The 16,233-nt window shown below is 57.4% G+C and carries 16 protein-coding genes and 1 tRNA gene; 6 read left to right on the top strand and 11 right to left on the bottom strand.

The genetic code is table 11. The features are described 5' to 3' along the window. Positions 1-138: 138 nt before the first annotated feature. Positions 139-211, bottom strand: a tRNA-Met gene (locus NG653_RS13975). Positions 212-338: 127 nt separating this feature from the next. On the opposite strand from NG653_RS13975, the gene NG653_RS13970 reads away from it, so the two are divergent. After that, a complete protein-coding gene (locus tag NG653_RS13970; RefSeq protein ID WP_252742339.1) occupies positions 339-1,706 on the top strand; it encodes an alanine/glycine:cation symporter family protein in 1,368 nt (455 codons plus the stop codon). Then, positions 1,693-2,580, top strand: coding sequence for a GTPase Era (gene era / locus NG653_RS13965; protein WP_252742338.1), 888 nt, complete (start codon positions 1,693-1,695; stop codon positions 2,578-2,580). Before NG653_RS13970 ends, era begins: the two co-directional genes overlap by 14 nt. On the opposite strand, the gene NG653_RS13960 is transcribed toward era, so the two are convergent. After that, on the bottom strand, positions 2,581-3,069 hold the full coding sequence (locus NG653_RS13960; protein ID WP_252742337.1) for a GTP-binding protein: 489 nt from the start codon (positions 3,067-3,069) through the stop codon (positions 2,581-2,583). A gap of 177 nt (positions 3,070-3,246) precedes the next feature. On the opposite strand from NG653_RS13960, the gene NG653_RS13955 reads away from it, so the two are divergent. After that, positions 3,247-3,963: an acetyltransferase gene (locus NG653_RS13955; RefSeq protein ID WP_252742336.1), complete on the top strand. Its 717-nt coding sequence runs from the start codon at positions 3,247-3,249 to the stop codon at positions 3,961-3,963. Between the two features lie 69 nt (positions 3,964-4,032). After that, a complete protein-coding gene (der, locus tag NG653_RS13950; RefSeq protein ID WP_252742335.1) occupies positions 4,033-5,334 on the top strand; it encodes a ribosome biogenesis GTPase Der in 1,302 nt (433 codons plus the stop codon). 3 nt (positions 5,335-5,337) lie between these two features. Here the strand turns inward: der and NG653_RS13945 are convergent, their stop codons facing one another. Genes NG653_RS13945 through NG653_RS13920 form a run of 6 tightly spaced genes read right to left on the bottom strand, consistent with a single transcriptional unit; the run spans position 5,338 to position 9,609 of the window. After that, entirely contained in the window at positions 5,338-6,384 is a 1,047-nt protein-coding gene (locus NG653_RS13945; RefSeq protein WP_252742334.1) for a SusF/SusE family outer membrane protein, read from the bottom strand. Between the two features lie 32 nt (positions 6,385-6,416). After that, on the bottom strand, positions 6,417-7,217 hold the full coding sequence (locus NG653_RS13940; RefSeq protein WP_252742333.1) for a TPM domain-containing protein: 801 nt from the start codon (positions 7,215-7,217) through the stop codon (positions 6,417-6,419). Beyond that, on the bottom strand, positions 7,198-7,635 hold the full coding sequence (locus NG653_RS13935; protein WP_252742332.1) for a TPM domain-containing protein: 438 nt from the start codon (positions 7,633-7,635) through the stop codon (positions 7,198-7,200). The genes NG653_RS13940 and NG653_RS13935 overlap by 20 nt, the downstream gene beginning before the upstream one ends. A gap of 9 nt (positions 7,636-7,644) precedes the next feature. Continuing rightward, on the bottom strand, positions 7,645-8,244 hold the full coding sequence (locus tag NG653_RS13930; protein WP_252742331.1) for a LemA family protein: 600 nt from the start codon (positions 8,242-8,244) through the stop codon (positions 7,645-7,647). 58 nt (positions 8,245-8,302) lie between these two features. Continuing rightward, on the bottom strand, positions 8,303-8,632 hold the full coding sequence (locus NG653_RS13925) for a MerR family transcriptional regulator (RefSeq protein WP_252742330.1): 330 nt from the start codon (positions 8,630-8,632) through the stop codon (positions 8,303-8,305). Next, entirely contained in the window at positions 8,632-9,609 is a 978-nt protein-coding gene (locus NG653_RS13920) for a M23 family metallopeptidase (protein ID WP_252742329.1), read from the bottom strand. The genes NG653_RS13925 and NG653_RS13920 overlap by 1 nt, the downstream gene beginning before the upstream one ends. 100 nt (positions 9,610-9,709) lie before the next feature. On the opposite strand from NG653_RS13920, the gene alaS reads away from it, so the two are divergent. Together alaS and NG653_RS13910 are read left to right on the top strand one after the other, a co-directional pair. After that, entirely contained in the window at positions 9,710-12,331 is a 2,622-nt protein-coding gene (gene alaS, locus NG653_RS13915; RefSeq protein ID WP_252742328.1) for an alanine--tRNA ligase, read from the top strand. Between the two features lie 9 nt (positions 12,332-12,340). Further along, complete coding sequence (locus tag NG653_RS13910) at positions 12,341-13,291, top strand: GSCFA domain-containing protein (protein ID WP_252742327.1); 951 nt, start codon at positions 12,341-12,343, stop codon at positions 13,289-13,291. Between the two features lie 125 nt (positions 13,292-13,416). Here NG653_RS13910 and NG653_RS13905 read toward each other — a convergent pair whose 3' ends face one another. The 3 genes from NG653_RS13905 to NG653_RS13895 form a co-directional block, all read right to left on the bottom strand. Then, the gene (locus NG653_RS13905) at positions 13,417-15,171 is read right to left on the bottom strand and encodes an aromatic amino acid hydroxylase (protein WP_252742326.1); all 1,755 of its coding nucleotides are present in this window, start codon (positions 15,169-15,171) and stop codon (positions 13,417-13,419) included. 108 nt (positions 15,172-15,279) lie between these two features. After that, positions 15,280-15,873 carry a DUF4136 domain-containing protein gene (locus NG653_RS13900; protein ID WP_252742325.1) on the bottom strand — a complete coding sequence of 198 codons (594 nt, stop codon included), beginning with the start codon at positions 15,871-15,873 and terminating at the stop codon, positions 15,280-15,282. A gap of 60 nt (positions 15,874-15,933) precedes the next feature. Then, complete coding sequence (locus tag NG653_RS13895; protein WP_252742324.1) at positions 15,934-16,107, bottom strand: C1orf53 family protein; 174 nt, start codon at positions 16,105-16,107, stop codon at positions 15,934-15,936. Positions 16,108-16,233: the final 126 nt, after the last annotated feature.

Below are 16,233 nucleotides of genomic sequence, written 5' to 3'. Positions count from 1 at the left end.
GGGCCTTGGGGGGCGTATCAAAGAAAACCGGCAAATGCATCGCATTTGCTTCGGTTTTTTGTTCGTTCCAAAGCTCAAGCAAGCTTGGCTTTTCCACAAACAAAAAAACCGATTGCCTTTGGCAACCGGTTTTCTTTGTAGCGGGGACTGGACTCGAACCAGCGACCTTCGGGTTATGAGCCCGACGAGCTACCTACTGCTCTACCCCGCGGTTTGGACGGCAAATATACAACGGATAATTGGTTTTGTCAAACCCCGGGGGTTTTTATTCTCCGGGGCGGGGCGGGGGGGAGGGATATTGCGAAAATCCCTACCTTGGGGCCTGTAGCGTTTTCTCAATGGAATCCATCAATGCCTTCCTTTCCAGCCTGATCCCCTATGCCGAGTGGGCCATGCTCATAATGGTCGTGGGTGGGGGGTTGTTCCTGGCCTTTTATTCCGGGTTCAGGCCGTACCGGTATTTCCGGCATGCCATCGGCATTACGGCCGGAAAGTACGACGACCCCGACGACCCGGGGGAGGTGAGCCACCTGCAGGCCCTGTCCTCTGCAGTGGCTGCCACGGTGGGCCTCGGGAACATCAGCGGGGTGGCCATCGCCATCTACATGGGTGGCCCCGGGGTCATTTTCTGGATCTGGATGACGGCCATAATCGGGATGTGCATCAAATTCTATTCCTGCAGTTTGGCCATCATGTACCGGCACACGGACGCCTCCGGCAACCTGCAGGGCGGGCCCATGTATTACATCACCCAGGGGATCGGGCCCCGGGCCAGGCCCCTTGCGGTATTTTTCAGCATCGCCGGCCTGGTGGGGTTTCTGGGGGTGTTCACGGTAAACCAGTTCACCCAGACCTTTATGAACGTGGTGGACCCCGATACCACGCTGGCAACCCTGGGGGAATTTAACTGGAAACTGATTATCGGTATTGTTTTGTCTTTGGTCACCTCCCTGGTCATCTTCGGCGGCCTGCAAAAGATCGCCCGCGTGGCCACGGCCATCGTGCCCTTTATGGTATTGCTCTATTTTGGCGCTGTCGTGATCATTATGGCCAACAACGCGGGGGAGATATTCCCCGCGCTGAAACTCATTATCACCGAGGCCTTTAACTTTAAAACTGCCTTTACCGGGGGCTTCTGGGGGCTTGTTATCCTAGGAGTGAGACGGGCGGTTTTTTCCAATGAAGCCGGCCTGGGGAGCGCCCCCATGTACCACGGGCAGTCGAAAACCAAGGAACCCATACAGGAAGGGCTGGTCTCCATGCTTGGGCCCTTTATCGATACCATTGTGGTTTGTACCCTTACGGCTGTGGTGATCCTGCTGAGCGGGGCGTACCTCGAAGCCGAGAGCAACGGCATCCTGATGACCCTGATCGCCTTTGAGAAATCCCTCTTCGGGTACGGCGACGTGCTCCTGATGCTGGTGGTGGCAGCCTTTGCCCTGTCTACATTATTTACCTATTCGTATTACGGGGTGAAATGCCTTTCCTTCCTCACAAACCCCCGGATTGGAAACTGGTTCAATTACTATTACGTGGCCACCATTACATTTGCCGCAGTGGCATCTGTGGACCTGGTGATCAACCTGATCGACCTGGCCTATGCCCTGATGTGCATCCCCAACATGATTGCGGTCCTGTACCTCGCCCCCCGGGTAAACCGGGAAATGAAACGCTATTTTACACAACTGAAGCATGAGCGCCCATAAAGCCGGTTTTGTCAATATCATCGGGAACCCCAACGTGGGGAAATCGACCCTGATGAATGCCCTGGTGGGGGAGCGGCTCTCCATCATCACTTCCAAGGCCCAGACTACGCGCCACCGCATCCTGGGCATTGTCAACGGCGAGGATTTCCAGGTGGTGTTTTCCGATACCCCGGGCATCATCAAGCCCGCCTATGCCCTGCAGGAATCCATGATGGGTTTTGTGCGCACGGCCCTGGACGACGCCGATGTGTTGCTCTACATGGTGGAAGTGGGCCAGCAGGGCCTCAAGGATGAGGCCTTCCTGGAGAAGATCCGCCAGAGCCCGGTACCCGTGCTGCTCCTGATCAACAAAATAGACACCACCGACCAGGAAACCCTGGAACAGCAGGTCGCCTACTGGGCAGAAACCCTGCCCCGGGCCGAGATCCACCCGATTTCCGCCCTGGAGCGTTTCAACATACAAACCGTGTTTGACCGCATCCTCGAACTGCTTCCGCAGGGGCCGCCCTTCTTCCCGAAAGACCAGCTGACCGACAAGCCCGAGCGGTTTTTTGTCAGTGAGATTATTCGGGAAAAAATCCTGCAGCACTACAAAAAGGAGATCCCCTATGCGGTGGAGATCGAGGTGGAGGCCTTTGAAGAAGGGGACGACCTGATCCGCATCGGCGCAGTGATTATGGTGGAGCGCGACTCCCAGAAGGGCATCCTGATCGGCCACAAGGGTTCCGCCCTGAAGCGCGTGGGAAGCGAGGCCCGGAAAGACCTGGAGGCCTTCTTCGACAAAAAGGTGTACCTGGAGTTGTATGTAAAGGTCAACAAAAACTGGAGGAGCGATGCCCGCCAGTTGCGCCGGTTTGGCTACGACCAGAACTGATCAGCCTTTCAGTGCCTTTTGGTAGAAGGTGTAGAGTTGGTGCATCTGGGGCTTCCCTTTGGCCCGCCCGGCCCGCCCAAAAGCATACAGGGCAAACCAGAATACTACCATGCCGGCCATCCCGCCCACTTGCACCCCGTAGGCCTTCCCCAGGGCAGCACTGCTATACGCCCAAATCCCCAGGATAATAAACAGGTTGGCCACCCCGAAGTGCAGGAACATAAAAAAGGTCCAGAGGGTGGGGTTGGGGCCGTAAAGGCCGTAGATCCTGCAGCTGCCCCCGGGTTCGTCCACGATTTCCAGTTGCAGCTGGGGCGACCAGAAATGTTTATCTGCGGCCCCGAAGCTGATAAAGAGGTGGTCGTCGAGGCGTTTGACCACAAATGGGGGGTGCTGCCCGCGCTCTATGCGGCCCAGGACGTCGCCGGCGCATTCGCTTAGTTCGTCCTGGAAGCGGGGCCGTAGCACGATGTCATTGGGGAGTTCCATCAGGAGATGTTTTGTGGAGGGAAGGATCAGGGTATAGCCGCGGGCGGCAGGGCAAAGCTTACGGTTTTCCTCATAAAATCTGCAGGAAAGGGGAAAATCCCGGGAAGTTTTCCATACCTTTGAATCATCGACGAAAGGTCATATTTCATCGATGAAATGCACTTTTTGCAAAATTCCATGAAAAATGTACTCATTTTTGGGGCCTCAGGACACGGGAGTGTTATCCTCGATGCACTGGAGCGTTCGGGCATCTACAGGCCGGTGGGCTTTGTGGATTCCTTTAAAAAGAAAGGTACGAAAAAAAACGGATACGAAGTGCTCGGGTCGGAAAACGACCTTCCCCTGCTGATCGATGCCCACGGTATTGCCGGTGGGGTAGTCGCCATAGGGGATAACTGGGTCCGCAGGCAAATGGTCCGTCGCATCCAAAGGATTGCCCCGGGGTTTGAATTCATCACCCTGGTACACCCTACCGCCACCGTGGGCAAGGACGTGCGCCTGGGCCGGGGAACGGTGGTAATGCCGGGTGTGATTATCAACACCAACGCCGTGGTCGGGGACCATTGTATTTTAAACACCCGTTCTTCGCTTGGGCACGATGGGCTGATGGAAGATTTCTCCAGCCTGGCCCCAGCCGTCTGTACGGGGGGGAACCTTCACCTGGGTCATGGAGCCGCACTATCCCTGGGCTGCAATGTAATTGAGAATATCCGCATCGGCGCCCACAGCGTGGTAGGGGCCGGTTCCCTGGTGGTGGACGACATCCCCGACCTGGTGGTTGCCTTTGGCAGCCCGGCCCGCATCATCCGTTCCCGGGAGCCTTCTGAACCTTATCTTTCCGGAAACCGCATTGAAAATTCGGTGCAGCTGCGCCTCGATTATTTCGGGTCCTGATCCCGGGATTTTCCAATTTCATTTCAAATCCGCTTCCTTAACACTACCTTTGTCGCCTAATAATCAGTTATGTCGGGTATTGTCGCCATTGTAGGAAGGCCCAATGTGGGAAAATCCACGTTTTTCAACCGTATGATCCAGAGGCGGGAAGCCATCGTGGATGCGGTGAGCGGGGTTACCCGCGACCGTCATTATGGCAAAAGCGACTGGAACGGCAAAGAGTTTTCCCTGATCGATACCGGGGGCTACGTGTTGGGCAGCGATGACATTTTTGAAAAGGAAATCGACCGGCAGGTGGAACTCGCCATTGACGAGGCCGATGCCATCCTCTTTATGGTGGATGCAGAAACCGGGATCACCGGAATGGACGAAGACGTGGCCCGGTTGCTCCGAAAGGTCGAGAAACCCGTTTTTTTGGTGGTCAACAAGGTAGACAATGCCCAGCGGCTCGAAGATGCCGTGGAATTCTACAACCTGGGCCTGGGGGAATACTACCCGGTGTCGAGCATCAATGGCAGCGGGACGGGGGAGTTGCTGGATGCCCTGGTAAAGGTGCTGCCGGATGCCCCCATCCCGGAAGATAACCTCCCGCGCTTTGCCGTGGTGGGCCGGCCCAATGCCGGCAAGTCGTCATTTATCAATGCCCTGTTGGGCGAAGACCGCTATATCGTGACCGATGTGGCCGGGACTACCCGCGACAGCATCGACACCCGGTACAACCGCTTTGGCTTTGAATTCAACCTGGTCGATACGGCAGGGATCCGCCGCAAGGCCAAGGTACGGGAAGACCTGGAGTTTTATTCGGTGATGCGCTCTGTGCGCACCATTGAGCACGCCGATGTCTGCCTCCTCCTGCTGGATGCTTCCAGGGGCTTCGATGGGCAGGTGCAGAATATCTTCTGGCTGGCCCATCGCAACAACAAAGGCATTGTGATCCTGGTCAACAAATGGGACCTGGTGGAGAAAGACACGCATTCGGTAAAGGAATATACCCAGAAGATCCGGGAAGCCATCGCCCCGTTTACGGATGTGCCCATCCTCTTTATCTCGGTCAAGGACAAACAACGCATCCTGAAGGCCATAGAGACCGCTGTGGAGGTCTACCAGAACCGCTCCCGCCGGATCCCCACCCGCAAGCTGAACGACGTGATGCTGCCCATCATTGAAGGCAACCCCCCTCCGGCCATCAAAGGGAAATACGTGAAGATCAAGTTCTGCACCCAGTTGCCGACGCCTTATCCGCAGTTTGCTTTCTTCTGCAACCTGCCCCAGTATGTAAAGGACCCGTACAAGCGGTTCCTGGAAAACAAGCTCAGGGAAAATTTCGACTTCACGGGGGTGCCGATGAGCATTTTTATGCGGAAGAAATAGCGGTTATTCCCCTTCCGCCAATTCGAAACGATACGTCCCCTCCGACAGGTTCAGGGTCACCCGGTAGGTGCCTGCCTTTGGGATTAAAATGTCGGCGCCGTCTTTTTGGGCCCTCCCTGTTGGAAAGCCGGTACCGCCCCAGTTCTGGGCCCAGCTTTCCCGGCACCGGAACTTGACTTCCCCTTCCTTCAGGTAGAGTTTGGTTTCCCAGATGTACCGGTCCAGGTCCGTTTCGATCAGGGGAAAGTCCCTTCCCCCATCGATGTCCCACCCCTCAAGGGCGGGACCGATTAGAGAAACATTCTTATAGAGGATGCGCACTTCGGGATAATAATTGCGAATACCCTTCATAAGCGATTCTGCATCCGTTTTCCAGGAATACAAACGCCCATAATCAAAATAGAACTGTATTTTGAGGTTTTTAAGCGCGGGAATGAACGCATCGCTTTCCAGCAGGCGTTTTAGTTTTTGAAAATCCCTTTCCTCAAATTGATTGGGGTCGATGGTCAACCCATAGGCCAAATTTTGGCTTTCCTGGGGTAACGGGATGCCTGCCTCCTGCAGCATGTCAAAGGCCCTGGAGTTCCTGGCCGGATTAACCAGCCTTGAGGCATAAACGGATATTTGCCTGGCCAGCTCCCGGTGCACTTTTTTATTGGGGTCATAAGAGAGGTCCTCTGCCGCCCGACGCGATTCATAAACCCCAAATTCAGGGGGCACGGTCACAAAAAAAAGTGCAGGGATCAGTTCCCTGGGGTCCAGGCTATCCTTCAACAGCAGGATCGAGTCCAGGGCATTGGCCTGCGATTGAAGATACTCCAGGCCGTTATCGAACCCTTCGATTTCGCTCGCAAGGGTGTTATACACGTGTTCAAGGGAAGCCCTGAAGCGTTGTTCCTGCTGGTGTTGTTCGTTCCAGTTTTGTAACTGCAAAGCAATCAGGATCCCCACCACAATCAGCAATACCTCGCCAAGGGCGTATTTTAGGTACTTCCCTGTTTTGCCCTCGTCCGACAGCGATTTTCGAATCTTACGGAAAAATGAGATCATGGATACAGCACTAAAGGTTCAAACAGGCCCGGCTACCACCCCCCGGAAGCCCCGCCGCCCCCGAAGCCGCCGCCCCCGAAGCCGCCGCCAAAACCTCCGCCCCCGAAGCCACCACCCCCACCGAAGCCTCCGCGGGAACTGGAGCGCCCCATATTGCTTAGGATTATCATGTCCCAGAGGTCCGGGCCACGCCCCCGGTTGCCCCGGTTGCCACCCCCGCCCTTGTTCTTGCGGGATGCCAGGATGAGCATAAAAACCAGGAAAATGATAAATGGCAACAGGGCGGCAAAGGGGAACTCCCCGTCGCCGCTGCTTCGGGGCGTTCCCCTGAACTGCCCGGTAAGCACCTGGAAAATGGCATCCACGCCCCGGTCGAGCCCGGCGTAATAATCCCCTTTTTTGAATTCGGGGATGATCACGGTTTCGATGATCCGCCTCGAAAGCGCATCCGTCAGGAATTCCTCCACCCCGTAGCCGGTGTTGATGGCGATCCGGCGGTCGTCCCGCGCCAGCAACACCAAAATGCCGTTATCTTCCTTTTCCTGCCCGATACCCCAGGCATGGCCCCACTGGGCCCCCAGGTACTGGAGGTCTTCCCCTTCCGAGGAAGCGATAATGGCGATTACGATCTGGGTGGAGGTACTGTCGGAATACCGGATGAGTTTTTGCTCCAGGTTCGTTTTTTCGGCAGGGGCGAGCAGGCCGATATAGTCGTAAAGGCTGGTTTGTGAACCCCGTGCGGGTTTTGGGGGGATCTCGAACTGGGCCTGCCCCGTAAAAACGGTGAGCATCCCAATCGCGATACATACGGCCCTAGCCTTTGGAAATCTCATCAGTCAGTTCGTTACGGTCTTCGGCCTTCCAGGGGAAATGGGTTTTTAGCTCCCGGCCGGCGCTCAGGACCCCGGCGATAATCCCCTCCTTGAATTCCCCCTTGCGAAAATGGGCCTGCATCAGGTCGCGGGTACTGTCCCAGAAGCCTGGGGGGACAACAGCGTCAATCCCCCGGTCGCCGCAAATGGCAAAGCGGTGGTCGTGGACGGCGATGTACAAAAGCACGCCATTGGACAGGCGGGTGTTGTCCATCTTGAGCTCGTGGAAGAGCTCCCGGGCCCGTTCCATGGGGTCCGAGCCCTTCCCGTATTCGAGGTGTACACGGATTTCCCCGGAGGTATGGTCCTCCGCTTCCCGGATGGCCTCTACGATTTCCTCCTCTTCCGCATTGCTCAGGAAGCGCTCCACCTCGCCCATAGCCGCCGCTTAATTGAACTCGAAATTCACCTCGGGGGCGTTCTCCGAACCCGGGTCCGCTTTGTAGCGGGGCATGTCCTCGAAGCCGAACCAGCCGGCCAGGATTTTGTTGGGGAATTTGGTGGTATGGATGTCGTAAATATTTACCGCCTCATTATACCGGTCGCGGCTCACGTTAATGCGGTTCTCCGTAGATTCCAGCTGCGACTGCAACTCCAGGAAGTTTTGGTTGGCCTTCAGGTCAGGGTAGCGCTCCACGGTCACCAGCAGGCGCGACAGGGCTGACGACAACCCGGTCTGGGCTTCCTGGAAGGCGGCCAGTTGCTCAGGGGTAATGTTGTTGGCGTCTATGGTGGTTGAGGTGGCCTTGGCCCGGGCCTCGATCACGTCGGTCAGGGTCCCCCGTTCAAAATCGGCGGCCCCCTGTACGGTTTTCACCAGGTTTCCGATCAGGTCGTTGCGGCGCTGGTAGGCGCTTTCCACATTCGACCATGCGGTTTTTGCGTTGGCCTCATATTCGACCGCGGTGTTGTTGAAGCCCACAGCCCATTGGTACAGGGCAATGCCCAGCACAACCAGGATTATTACGGGGATTAACCATTTTTTCATGACATGTGGTGTTTAAGGGTTGGTAGGTATTAGTGCCGGGATGGCCCGGGGTGTTACATCAGAGTTGTTCCTTAATTTTAATGAGTTCGGACTTCACCCATTCCAGCTTGCGGATCATTTCATAGCGGTCCAGGGTTTTCTGGTGGTTCTCCTTCAGGTGGAGCTTGGCCCCTTCCAGGGTAAACCCCCGTTCCTTTACCAGGTGGTAGATAAGCTCCAGGTTCTTAATGTCCCTGGGGGTAAATTTCCGGTTGCCCTTCGCGTTCTTTTTGGGCTGGAGCACGTCGAATTCCTTTTCCCAGAAACGGATCAGGGAGGCGTTCACGTCAAAGGCGCGGGCTACTTCCCCGATGCCGTAATACCTTTTTTCGGGAAGATCTACCTGCATTAGTCAAGGGATTGGTTTTCCTGGTTGGCGTACCGGAGCATGTTCTCGAATTCCTCAGCCGTAAGGCTTCCGTAATAGAAGTTGATCGGGTTGATACGCGAGCCGTCCTTCCAGACCTCGTAGTGCAGGTGGGGAGCTTCCGAACGCCCGGTGCTTCCCACAAAACCGATCAGGTCTCCCCGCTTGACCTGTTGCCCGACCTTGACGTTGTAACGGCTCAGGTGGGCGTACAGGGTCATATAGCCGTAGCCGTGCTCGATGCGGACGTGCTTTCCATACCCGGAAGCACGGTTGTCTGCCCGGCTTACCTCCCCGTCGCCACTGGCGTATACGGGGGTGCCCCTGGGGGCTGTAAAATCCATCCCCCAGTGCATTTTCCGGGCCTTGGTAAAGGGGTCCGACCGCCATCCGTAACCGGAAGCCATCCGGGTCATTTCTTCGTTGTTTACCGGTTGTATGGCCGGGATGGCCGCCAGGAGCTTTTCCTTTTCCGTGGCCAGTTTGGCTATTTCGTCAAGCGACCGCGATTGGATCACCATCTGCTTCTGGATGATTTCCATCCGACGGGTGGTGCCGATGATCATTTCCGAATTGTTGAAGCCCTCGAGGGACCGGTACCGGTTGACCCCCCCGAAACCAGCCCTGCGCTGTTCCTCGGGGATGGGGTTGGCCTCGAAGTAGACCCGGTAGATGTTGTTGTCCCGCTCCTCTATATTGGCCAGGACCTCTTCCATCTGCCTCATTTTTTTGTTGAGCAGCTCAAATTGCAGCTCGTAATTCTTTACCTCCCGGTTCAGGGCAAGTTCCCGGGGGGTATTCAGCAGGTTGGTGTTGAGCAGTACCAGCATTCCCAGCAACCCGGAAAGGACGGAGGCCACGGTAAAAAGGAGCACGTTTCGGAACTTCCTCGATTTTTTGGGCTCAATCTTCCGGTACGACAGGGTATCCGGGTCGTAATAGTACTTGACCTTAGTCATGAAGGGATTTTGTCCTATTTTTGTGCGGCCTTTGCCGCTAAACAAATATAGAAATTGTTTGGCATACAATCTTAACTTTAAAGCAACCCCAACAGTGCGTATGACTTCCAAGGAGATAAGAAGCCGGTTTCTGGCATTTTTTGAGGAGAGGGGCCACCAGATTGTCCCTTCGGCCCCCATGGTGATCAAGGACGACCCCACCCTGATGTTCACCAATGCGGGGATGAACCAGTTCAAGGAGTATTTCCTGGGGACGGGGACCCCCGCCCACCGGCGGATTGCGGATGCCCAGAAGTGCCTCAGGGTCAGTGGCAAGCACAACGACCTGGAGGAGGTAGGGCGCGACACCTACCACCATACCATGTTCGAAATGCTGGGCAACTGGAGTTTCGGCGACTACTTCAAAAAAGAAACCATATCCTGGGCCTGGGAGTTCCTCACGGAGGTCTGTGGCATTGAGCGCGACCGGCTCTATGTGACTATTTTTGAGGGCAGTGACGATGCCGATGCCCTGGAAAGGGACCAGGAAGCGTATGAGCTCTGGAAGGCCATTGTGCCGGAAGACCGCATTTTGTTGGGTTCCAAAAAGGATAATTTCTGGGAGATGGGCGAGCAGGGCCCCTGCGGCCCCTGCTCGGAGATCCATGTCGACATCCGTTCGGCTTCCGAGCGGCAGCAGGTCCCCGGGGCCAGCCTGGTCAACCAGGACCACCCCCAGGTGGTGGAGATCTGGAACCTGGTTTTTATACAGTACAACCGCAAGGCCAATGGAGCCCTGGAAGCCCTGCCCGAACGGCATGTCGATACCGGGATGGGGTTTGAGCGCCTCTGCATGGTGTTGCAGGGGGTACAGTCAAATTACGATACGGACGTCTTCACCCCGCTGATCCGGGAGATCGAAACGATATCGGGGACCCGCTATGGCAAAGGTGGGGAACCCGATGTCGCGATCCGGGTCATCGCCGACCATATCAGGGCCGTGGCCTTCGCCATCGCCGACGGGCAACTGCCCGGCAATACCGGGGCCGGGTACGTCATCCGTCGAATCCTGAGGCGGGCCATCCGGTACGGGTTTACCTTCCTTGGGGCCGGGGAACCCATGATGTACAGGCTGGTACGGGTGCTGGTGGAGACCATGGGGGATGCCTACCCGGAACTGGGGCAGCAACAGCACCTGATTGAAAATGTGGTACGGGAGGAGGAACACTCTTTCCTCAGGACTTTGGAACAGGGGCTTTCCCTCCTCGACCAGATCCTCCGCGAAAACCCCGGGACAGAGGTGGACGGGGCCAAGGCCTTTGAGCTCTACGATACCTTTGGTTTCCCCATTGACCTGACTTCCCTGATCCTCCGTGAAAGGGGCTACACCCTCGATGAGGCCGGCTTCGAAAAAGCGATGCAGGCCCAGAAATCCAGATCCCGCGCTGCTTCTGAGGTTTCCAGGGCAGACTGGGAGGTCCTCCGGGAAGGCCCTCCAACGAACTTTTTGGGGTATGACCAGCTCAGGGCCGAAGTTCGGATCCGGAAGTACCGCCGGGTGGCTGCCAAAAAGGAAGGGGAGTTTTTCCAGCTCGTTTTTGACCAGACCCCCTTCTATCCCGAAGGGGGAGGGCAGGTCGGCGACAAGGGGTACCTCGAGGCCCCCAATGGGGATGTGGTCTACATCGTCGACACCAAAAAGGAGAACAACGAAATCCTGCATTTCGCCAAATCCCTCCCCCGCGACCCGGAAGCGGCTTTTACCGCAGTGGTGGATGAGCAGCAACGCCTGCGTACAGCCCGCAACCACACCGCAACCCACCTCCTGCACCAGGCCCTGCGCCAGGTACTCGGGCAGCACGTGGAACAGAAAGGGTCTGCGGTCCATTCCGGATACCTGCGGTTCGATTTTTCCCACTTTGCAAAAATGACCGAAGCCGAACTCCGGCAGGTGGAACACCTGGTCAATGCGCGCATACAGGAAGGCCTTCCCCTGCAGGAGCAGCGGGGCGTCCCGGTCAGGCAGGCCCTGGAAGAGGGGGCTATGGCCCTTTTCGGCGAGAAATACGGGGAAAAGGTGCGCACCGTCCGCTTCGGACAGTCCATTGAGCTTTGCGGGGGGACCCATGTGGGCAACACCTCGGAAATCTGGCACTTCAAAATCCTTTCGGAAGGTGCCATTGCAGCCGGGGTCAGGCGGATTGAGGCCATCACCTCCGATGCCGTCAGGGAATATTTCGCTTCCAGCGAGCAAACCCTCGAAGCCATCAGGGGGATGCTCAAGAACCCGGGGGACCCGGCTGCGGCGGTAGGGCAACTCCAGGAAGAGAATGCTTCACTTAAAAAGGAAGTGGAACGCCTGGTACGGGAGAAAGCCGGCTACCTGAAGGAGGAGCTTAAGGGCCAGATGCGGGAGGTCGACGGCATACGCCTGCTTACCGCCAGGGTGGACCTCGACGCGGCGGCCATCAAGAACCTCGCCTTCGACCTGGGAGCGGAATTCCCCGATTTGTTCCTCCTGCTGGGGTCCGAACAGCAGGGCAAGGCCATGCTGAGTTGTTATATTTCCCGGGAACTCGCCGAGGCCCGGGGCCTGGATGCGGGCCGCATCGTGCGCGACCTTGGGAAATACATCCAGGGGGGCGGGGGCGGACAGCCCTTTTTTGCCACGGCCGGCGGGAAACACCCGGCAGGCATCCCTGAAGCCCTGGAAGCCGTCCGGGACCTGATCGCATCCCCTTAAATTCTCTGCATGAAGTGGCGCACTGAACTGACCATTCCCCAGGGGTACCCCAAAATCGGCTATGGCGATTTTGTGTTCCTGCTGGGGTCGTGTTTTGCGTCGCACCTTTCCCAAAAGCTCCAGTATTTCCAGCTGCCCTATCTGGGCAACCCCTTTGGGGTATTGTACCACCCGGCCCCCATTGAAAACCTCCTTTCCCGGGCAGTGGCAGAACGGCCTTTCCGGGAAGAGGACCTCTTTGAACACGAAGGCCTCTGGAGGAACCTGGAAACCCATTCCCAGGTGGCCGGGCCGGGCCGTGAGGACACCCTGCAAACCATGAATGCCGCCCTGAAGGACACCCGCAGGGCCCTGGAGCGCGCCACGCATGTTGTGCTGACCCTGGGCACTGCCCACGCGTTCCGTCACAGGGAAACAGGCCGGCTGGTTGCCAATTGCCACAAACTCCCTGCAGACCACTTCACCCGGGAGCTTTCTCCCGTTCAGGAACTCCAGGACTCCCTGGGTCGAATCCTGGAGGTATTGCGCGCCTTCCGGGCCGACCTGACGGTGTTGCTGACCGTTTCCCCGGTCCGCCATATCCGCGATGGCCTGGTCGAAAACCAAAGGAGCAAGGCCCACCTGCTCGCTGCTGCGCACCACCAGGTCGACCAGGGCCTGGCCGGGTATTTCCCCGCTTATGAAATTATGATGGATGAGCTGCGCGATTACCGGTTTTACGAGGCAGACCTGATCCACCCCAATACCCAGGCGGTCGATTTTATCTGGGAACAGTTTGCAGCGTGCTGGGTGGAGGAAGCGGCCCGCCCCCTGATGGAACGGGTGGGGGAGGTCCGCCGGCAGGCGGAACACCGGCCCTTGCAGGCGGATTCCCCTGCCTACAGGGAATTCCGGCGGTCGCTGGAAGCAAGGGCCAGGGCCCTGATGGACGAATACCCACAAATCCGGTTTGACCTGTGAAGTGCTTTCCGCGGGTTTTTTGTTTCGCCTGTCAGCGGTGCCGGGTTAAGGGTCCTGTTCGGAGCCCAGCCATGGCGATGGGGTGTCTTCCGGGTCGGCGCTAATCCGGCCGCGGTAGGAGCAGGTTACCGGAGCACCGCCCCGGCATCGACCAGGGCAATGCCCCCGTCGATCAGGTGGCCCACTTCGGGCCGTTCCTTTTTCACCTCTTCCAGATGTTCCCTGATTTGCAGGGCGAACCGGTCATCCTGTCCGGCAACCGCCAGCTCGTATAGCTCTACAGAGAGGAGCCAGTCCTGCGGGTGGTGGGTGAGGACTTCCTGGAAGACCTTGTTGCGGGAAATGGTGGTATTGGTCCCCTCCCTGAATTCCCGGATCTGCCCGTATAACTTTTCGAGGTGTTGGCGGGCAGGGTCTTTTTCGACTTTAATGGTGTGTTCGGAGGGCACGTGGCTGACCAGGTCGAAGCTGTGCAGGTCTGCCGGCCCGTTGAAGGCCGACACGATCTTTTCCCCCACAGCCATGTGGTAGAGGCCCATGCCGGGTTCGAAAAGGGTTTCCTCTCCCTGGGTCACCAGGCAGTCGGCCAGGGTGATCAGGATGATCTCCCCCATCAGGTTTCGGGTACCGGTGACAATCTGGCCCTGTACGACCACCCCGCCTTCAAACTCCAGGCGAACCCTTTCCCCTTCGTAGATGTTGTAGGCCTTCAGGTCCCTGGGGCTCATGTGTTCAATAGCCAGGTTGATGCCCTTCAGCTTGCCGATCGGGGCCCCGAACCCACCGGGATGCCCGGCGGTGCCATGGCCGATCAGCTCCTTTTCCCGATAGGCCAGGGCGGTGGGGCCTGAGGTTTGCAGGTACGCCGGTTTTCCCTCAAAAGACCAGGCCCGGGTAAATGTACCCGAGATTTGGAGGCCGGTGCTCAGTTCGACGGTGCCCAGGGCCCCGGAGGCGATCAGTTTCTCAAGGCCGTCGAGCCCGCCTTTCCTCAGGGCCATGGTGTTGGCGAATTCCTCGAGCACCTGGCTGAGGTAGGCAAAGTCGGGGGTAACAAAGAGCTGGGGCTGGGGTTTGGTAATGTCGAAAGAAGTATGCGCAGCCTCGATGGAATAGGGGATCTTGGCCACCTTGTCCGTCATGCACCAGGCGCTCTCCCCAATGGACGACAGCAGGCCGGCCCCGTAGATTTTGGGGTGGTCCACGGTACCGATCAGGCCGTATTCCACCGTCCACCAGTGGAGGTTGCGGATCAGGGCCATTTCACTGGGAGGCCCCATGTTTTCCTGCAGGGTTTCGATCCGCTGCTCGGCCTCCCCAATTGACTCCTCAGGGGTGCCCGGGGCTTCCTTGATGATGGAGAGGTGCCTTACCGCCTCGTAGAGCTCGTAGTCTTTGGCGCTGGAAATAGCTTTGCAGCCAATTTCACCGAACCGGCGGAGGTATTCCGCATATTCCGGGTTGGCGATAATGGGGGCATGTCCGGCCCCCTCGTGGATGATGTCAGGGGCGGGGGTGTATTCAATATGGTCGAGTTGGCGGATGTCGGAGGCGATCACCAGCACGTTGTAGGCCTGGAATTCCATAAATGCCGAAGGCGGGATGAACCCGTCCACGGCCACGGCAGCCCAGCCGATCTCTTTCAGGATGCGGTTCATCCCGTACATATTCGGGATGTGGTCAATGGAAATCCCGGTCTTTTTAAGGCCCTGGGTATAGGATTCGTGGGCCACCCTGCTCAGGTAGTCGACGTTCTTGCGCATTACGTACCGCCAGACCGCCTGGTCGATAGGGGAATAGTCCCCGTAGTTTTGCGGTTTGATGTATTGCCTCAGGTGCCTGGGTAAACGGTCCAGGATAGGATTGCTCTCGTAACTCATAACAATGCGGTGTGGAATGCCCCTAAAGATACGAATTCGGGAACAGAATCGCGAAGTCGTTTCAGGCGAGAACCCACTGGTCCCTCAGGAAAGGGCCGCAAAAAACCGTTACTTCAGGGTCTCCGGTTCAGGGGGGTAGGCTTGCAGGATCCGGGCCACAAATTCCCGGATGCGCTCTTCCTTTTTGGCCACGTTGCGGGTATTCCCAAGGTCTCCCTTGCCCCGACCCTGCCAGATGAGCTGCTTCTGTTCCGCATCGATCAGGTCGATGTACAGGGCGCCTTCCGTGGAGGTACTCACGCCTGCTCCGCCCCAACCGGGCCCTCCCCAGCCAGGTCCCCACCAACCGGGTCCCCACCAGCCGGGTCCTCCCCAGCCCCAACCCCAACCCCAGCCCCAGCCGAAGTTGTTGTAGACATCCACCCGCTCCCTTTCCGTGGTGAAGATGCTCACCAGCAGGTCCGGTTCCGTGGATTTGGCAAATCCTTTTGCCGCCATCTCGTTTTCGATGGCCCTGAGGATGCGTCGCTTATCGAGGTCTGAAATCTGGGCCTGGTCGATCCCGGTCTTGTAAAAGGCGTAGGTCTTATAGGCGGAATAATCCACATTGCGGTCGTAATCGGCCAGGACGCTCACCGGGGAGCAACTCATCAGGAGGCCCAGGGATAAAAGGGCCATACCAAGGCGAAGGGAAGCTTTCATAACACGGAATTTTAGGGTCAGCAATTTTCTTATTCTACAGCAAATTCTGTGCCGAAGCATTCATTTCCGGCGCCTTTGTAGCTTCGGGTCGTATCCGTACGGGCAATGCCTGCACCCGCTTTCGCAGCAATATCCCCTTTTGAGCAAATACTGGGCTGTAAAGACCCGGTAGCCTTCCGGGGTCCAGTAGTAATCCCCTTCTTCAAGGGGTATCTGCTCGCGCTTATAGCTCATGATTGGGGGTTACTCCCCCCAAAAATACGGATAAGCCCCCAATTCCCCCTTCCCGGGACCCCTAAACCTTCCATGGGACCCATCGGCTGAAGTTGCCGCAGGCGGCGTTTATGTCCTATATTTGGG

Origin of the sequence: Robiginitalea marina, assembly GCF_024006985.1 — a bacterium.
Classification (GTDB): domain Bacteria; phylum Bacteroidota; class Bacteroidia; order Flavobacteriales; family Flavobacteriaceae; genus Robiginitalea; species Robiginitalea marina.
The sequence above is the reverse complement of the archived record's forward strand: the minus strand, read 5'-3'. Positions and strand labels throughout refer to the sequence as shown.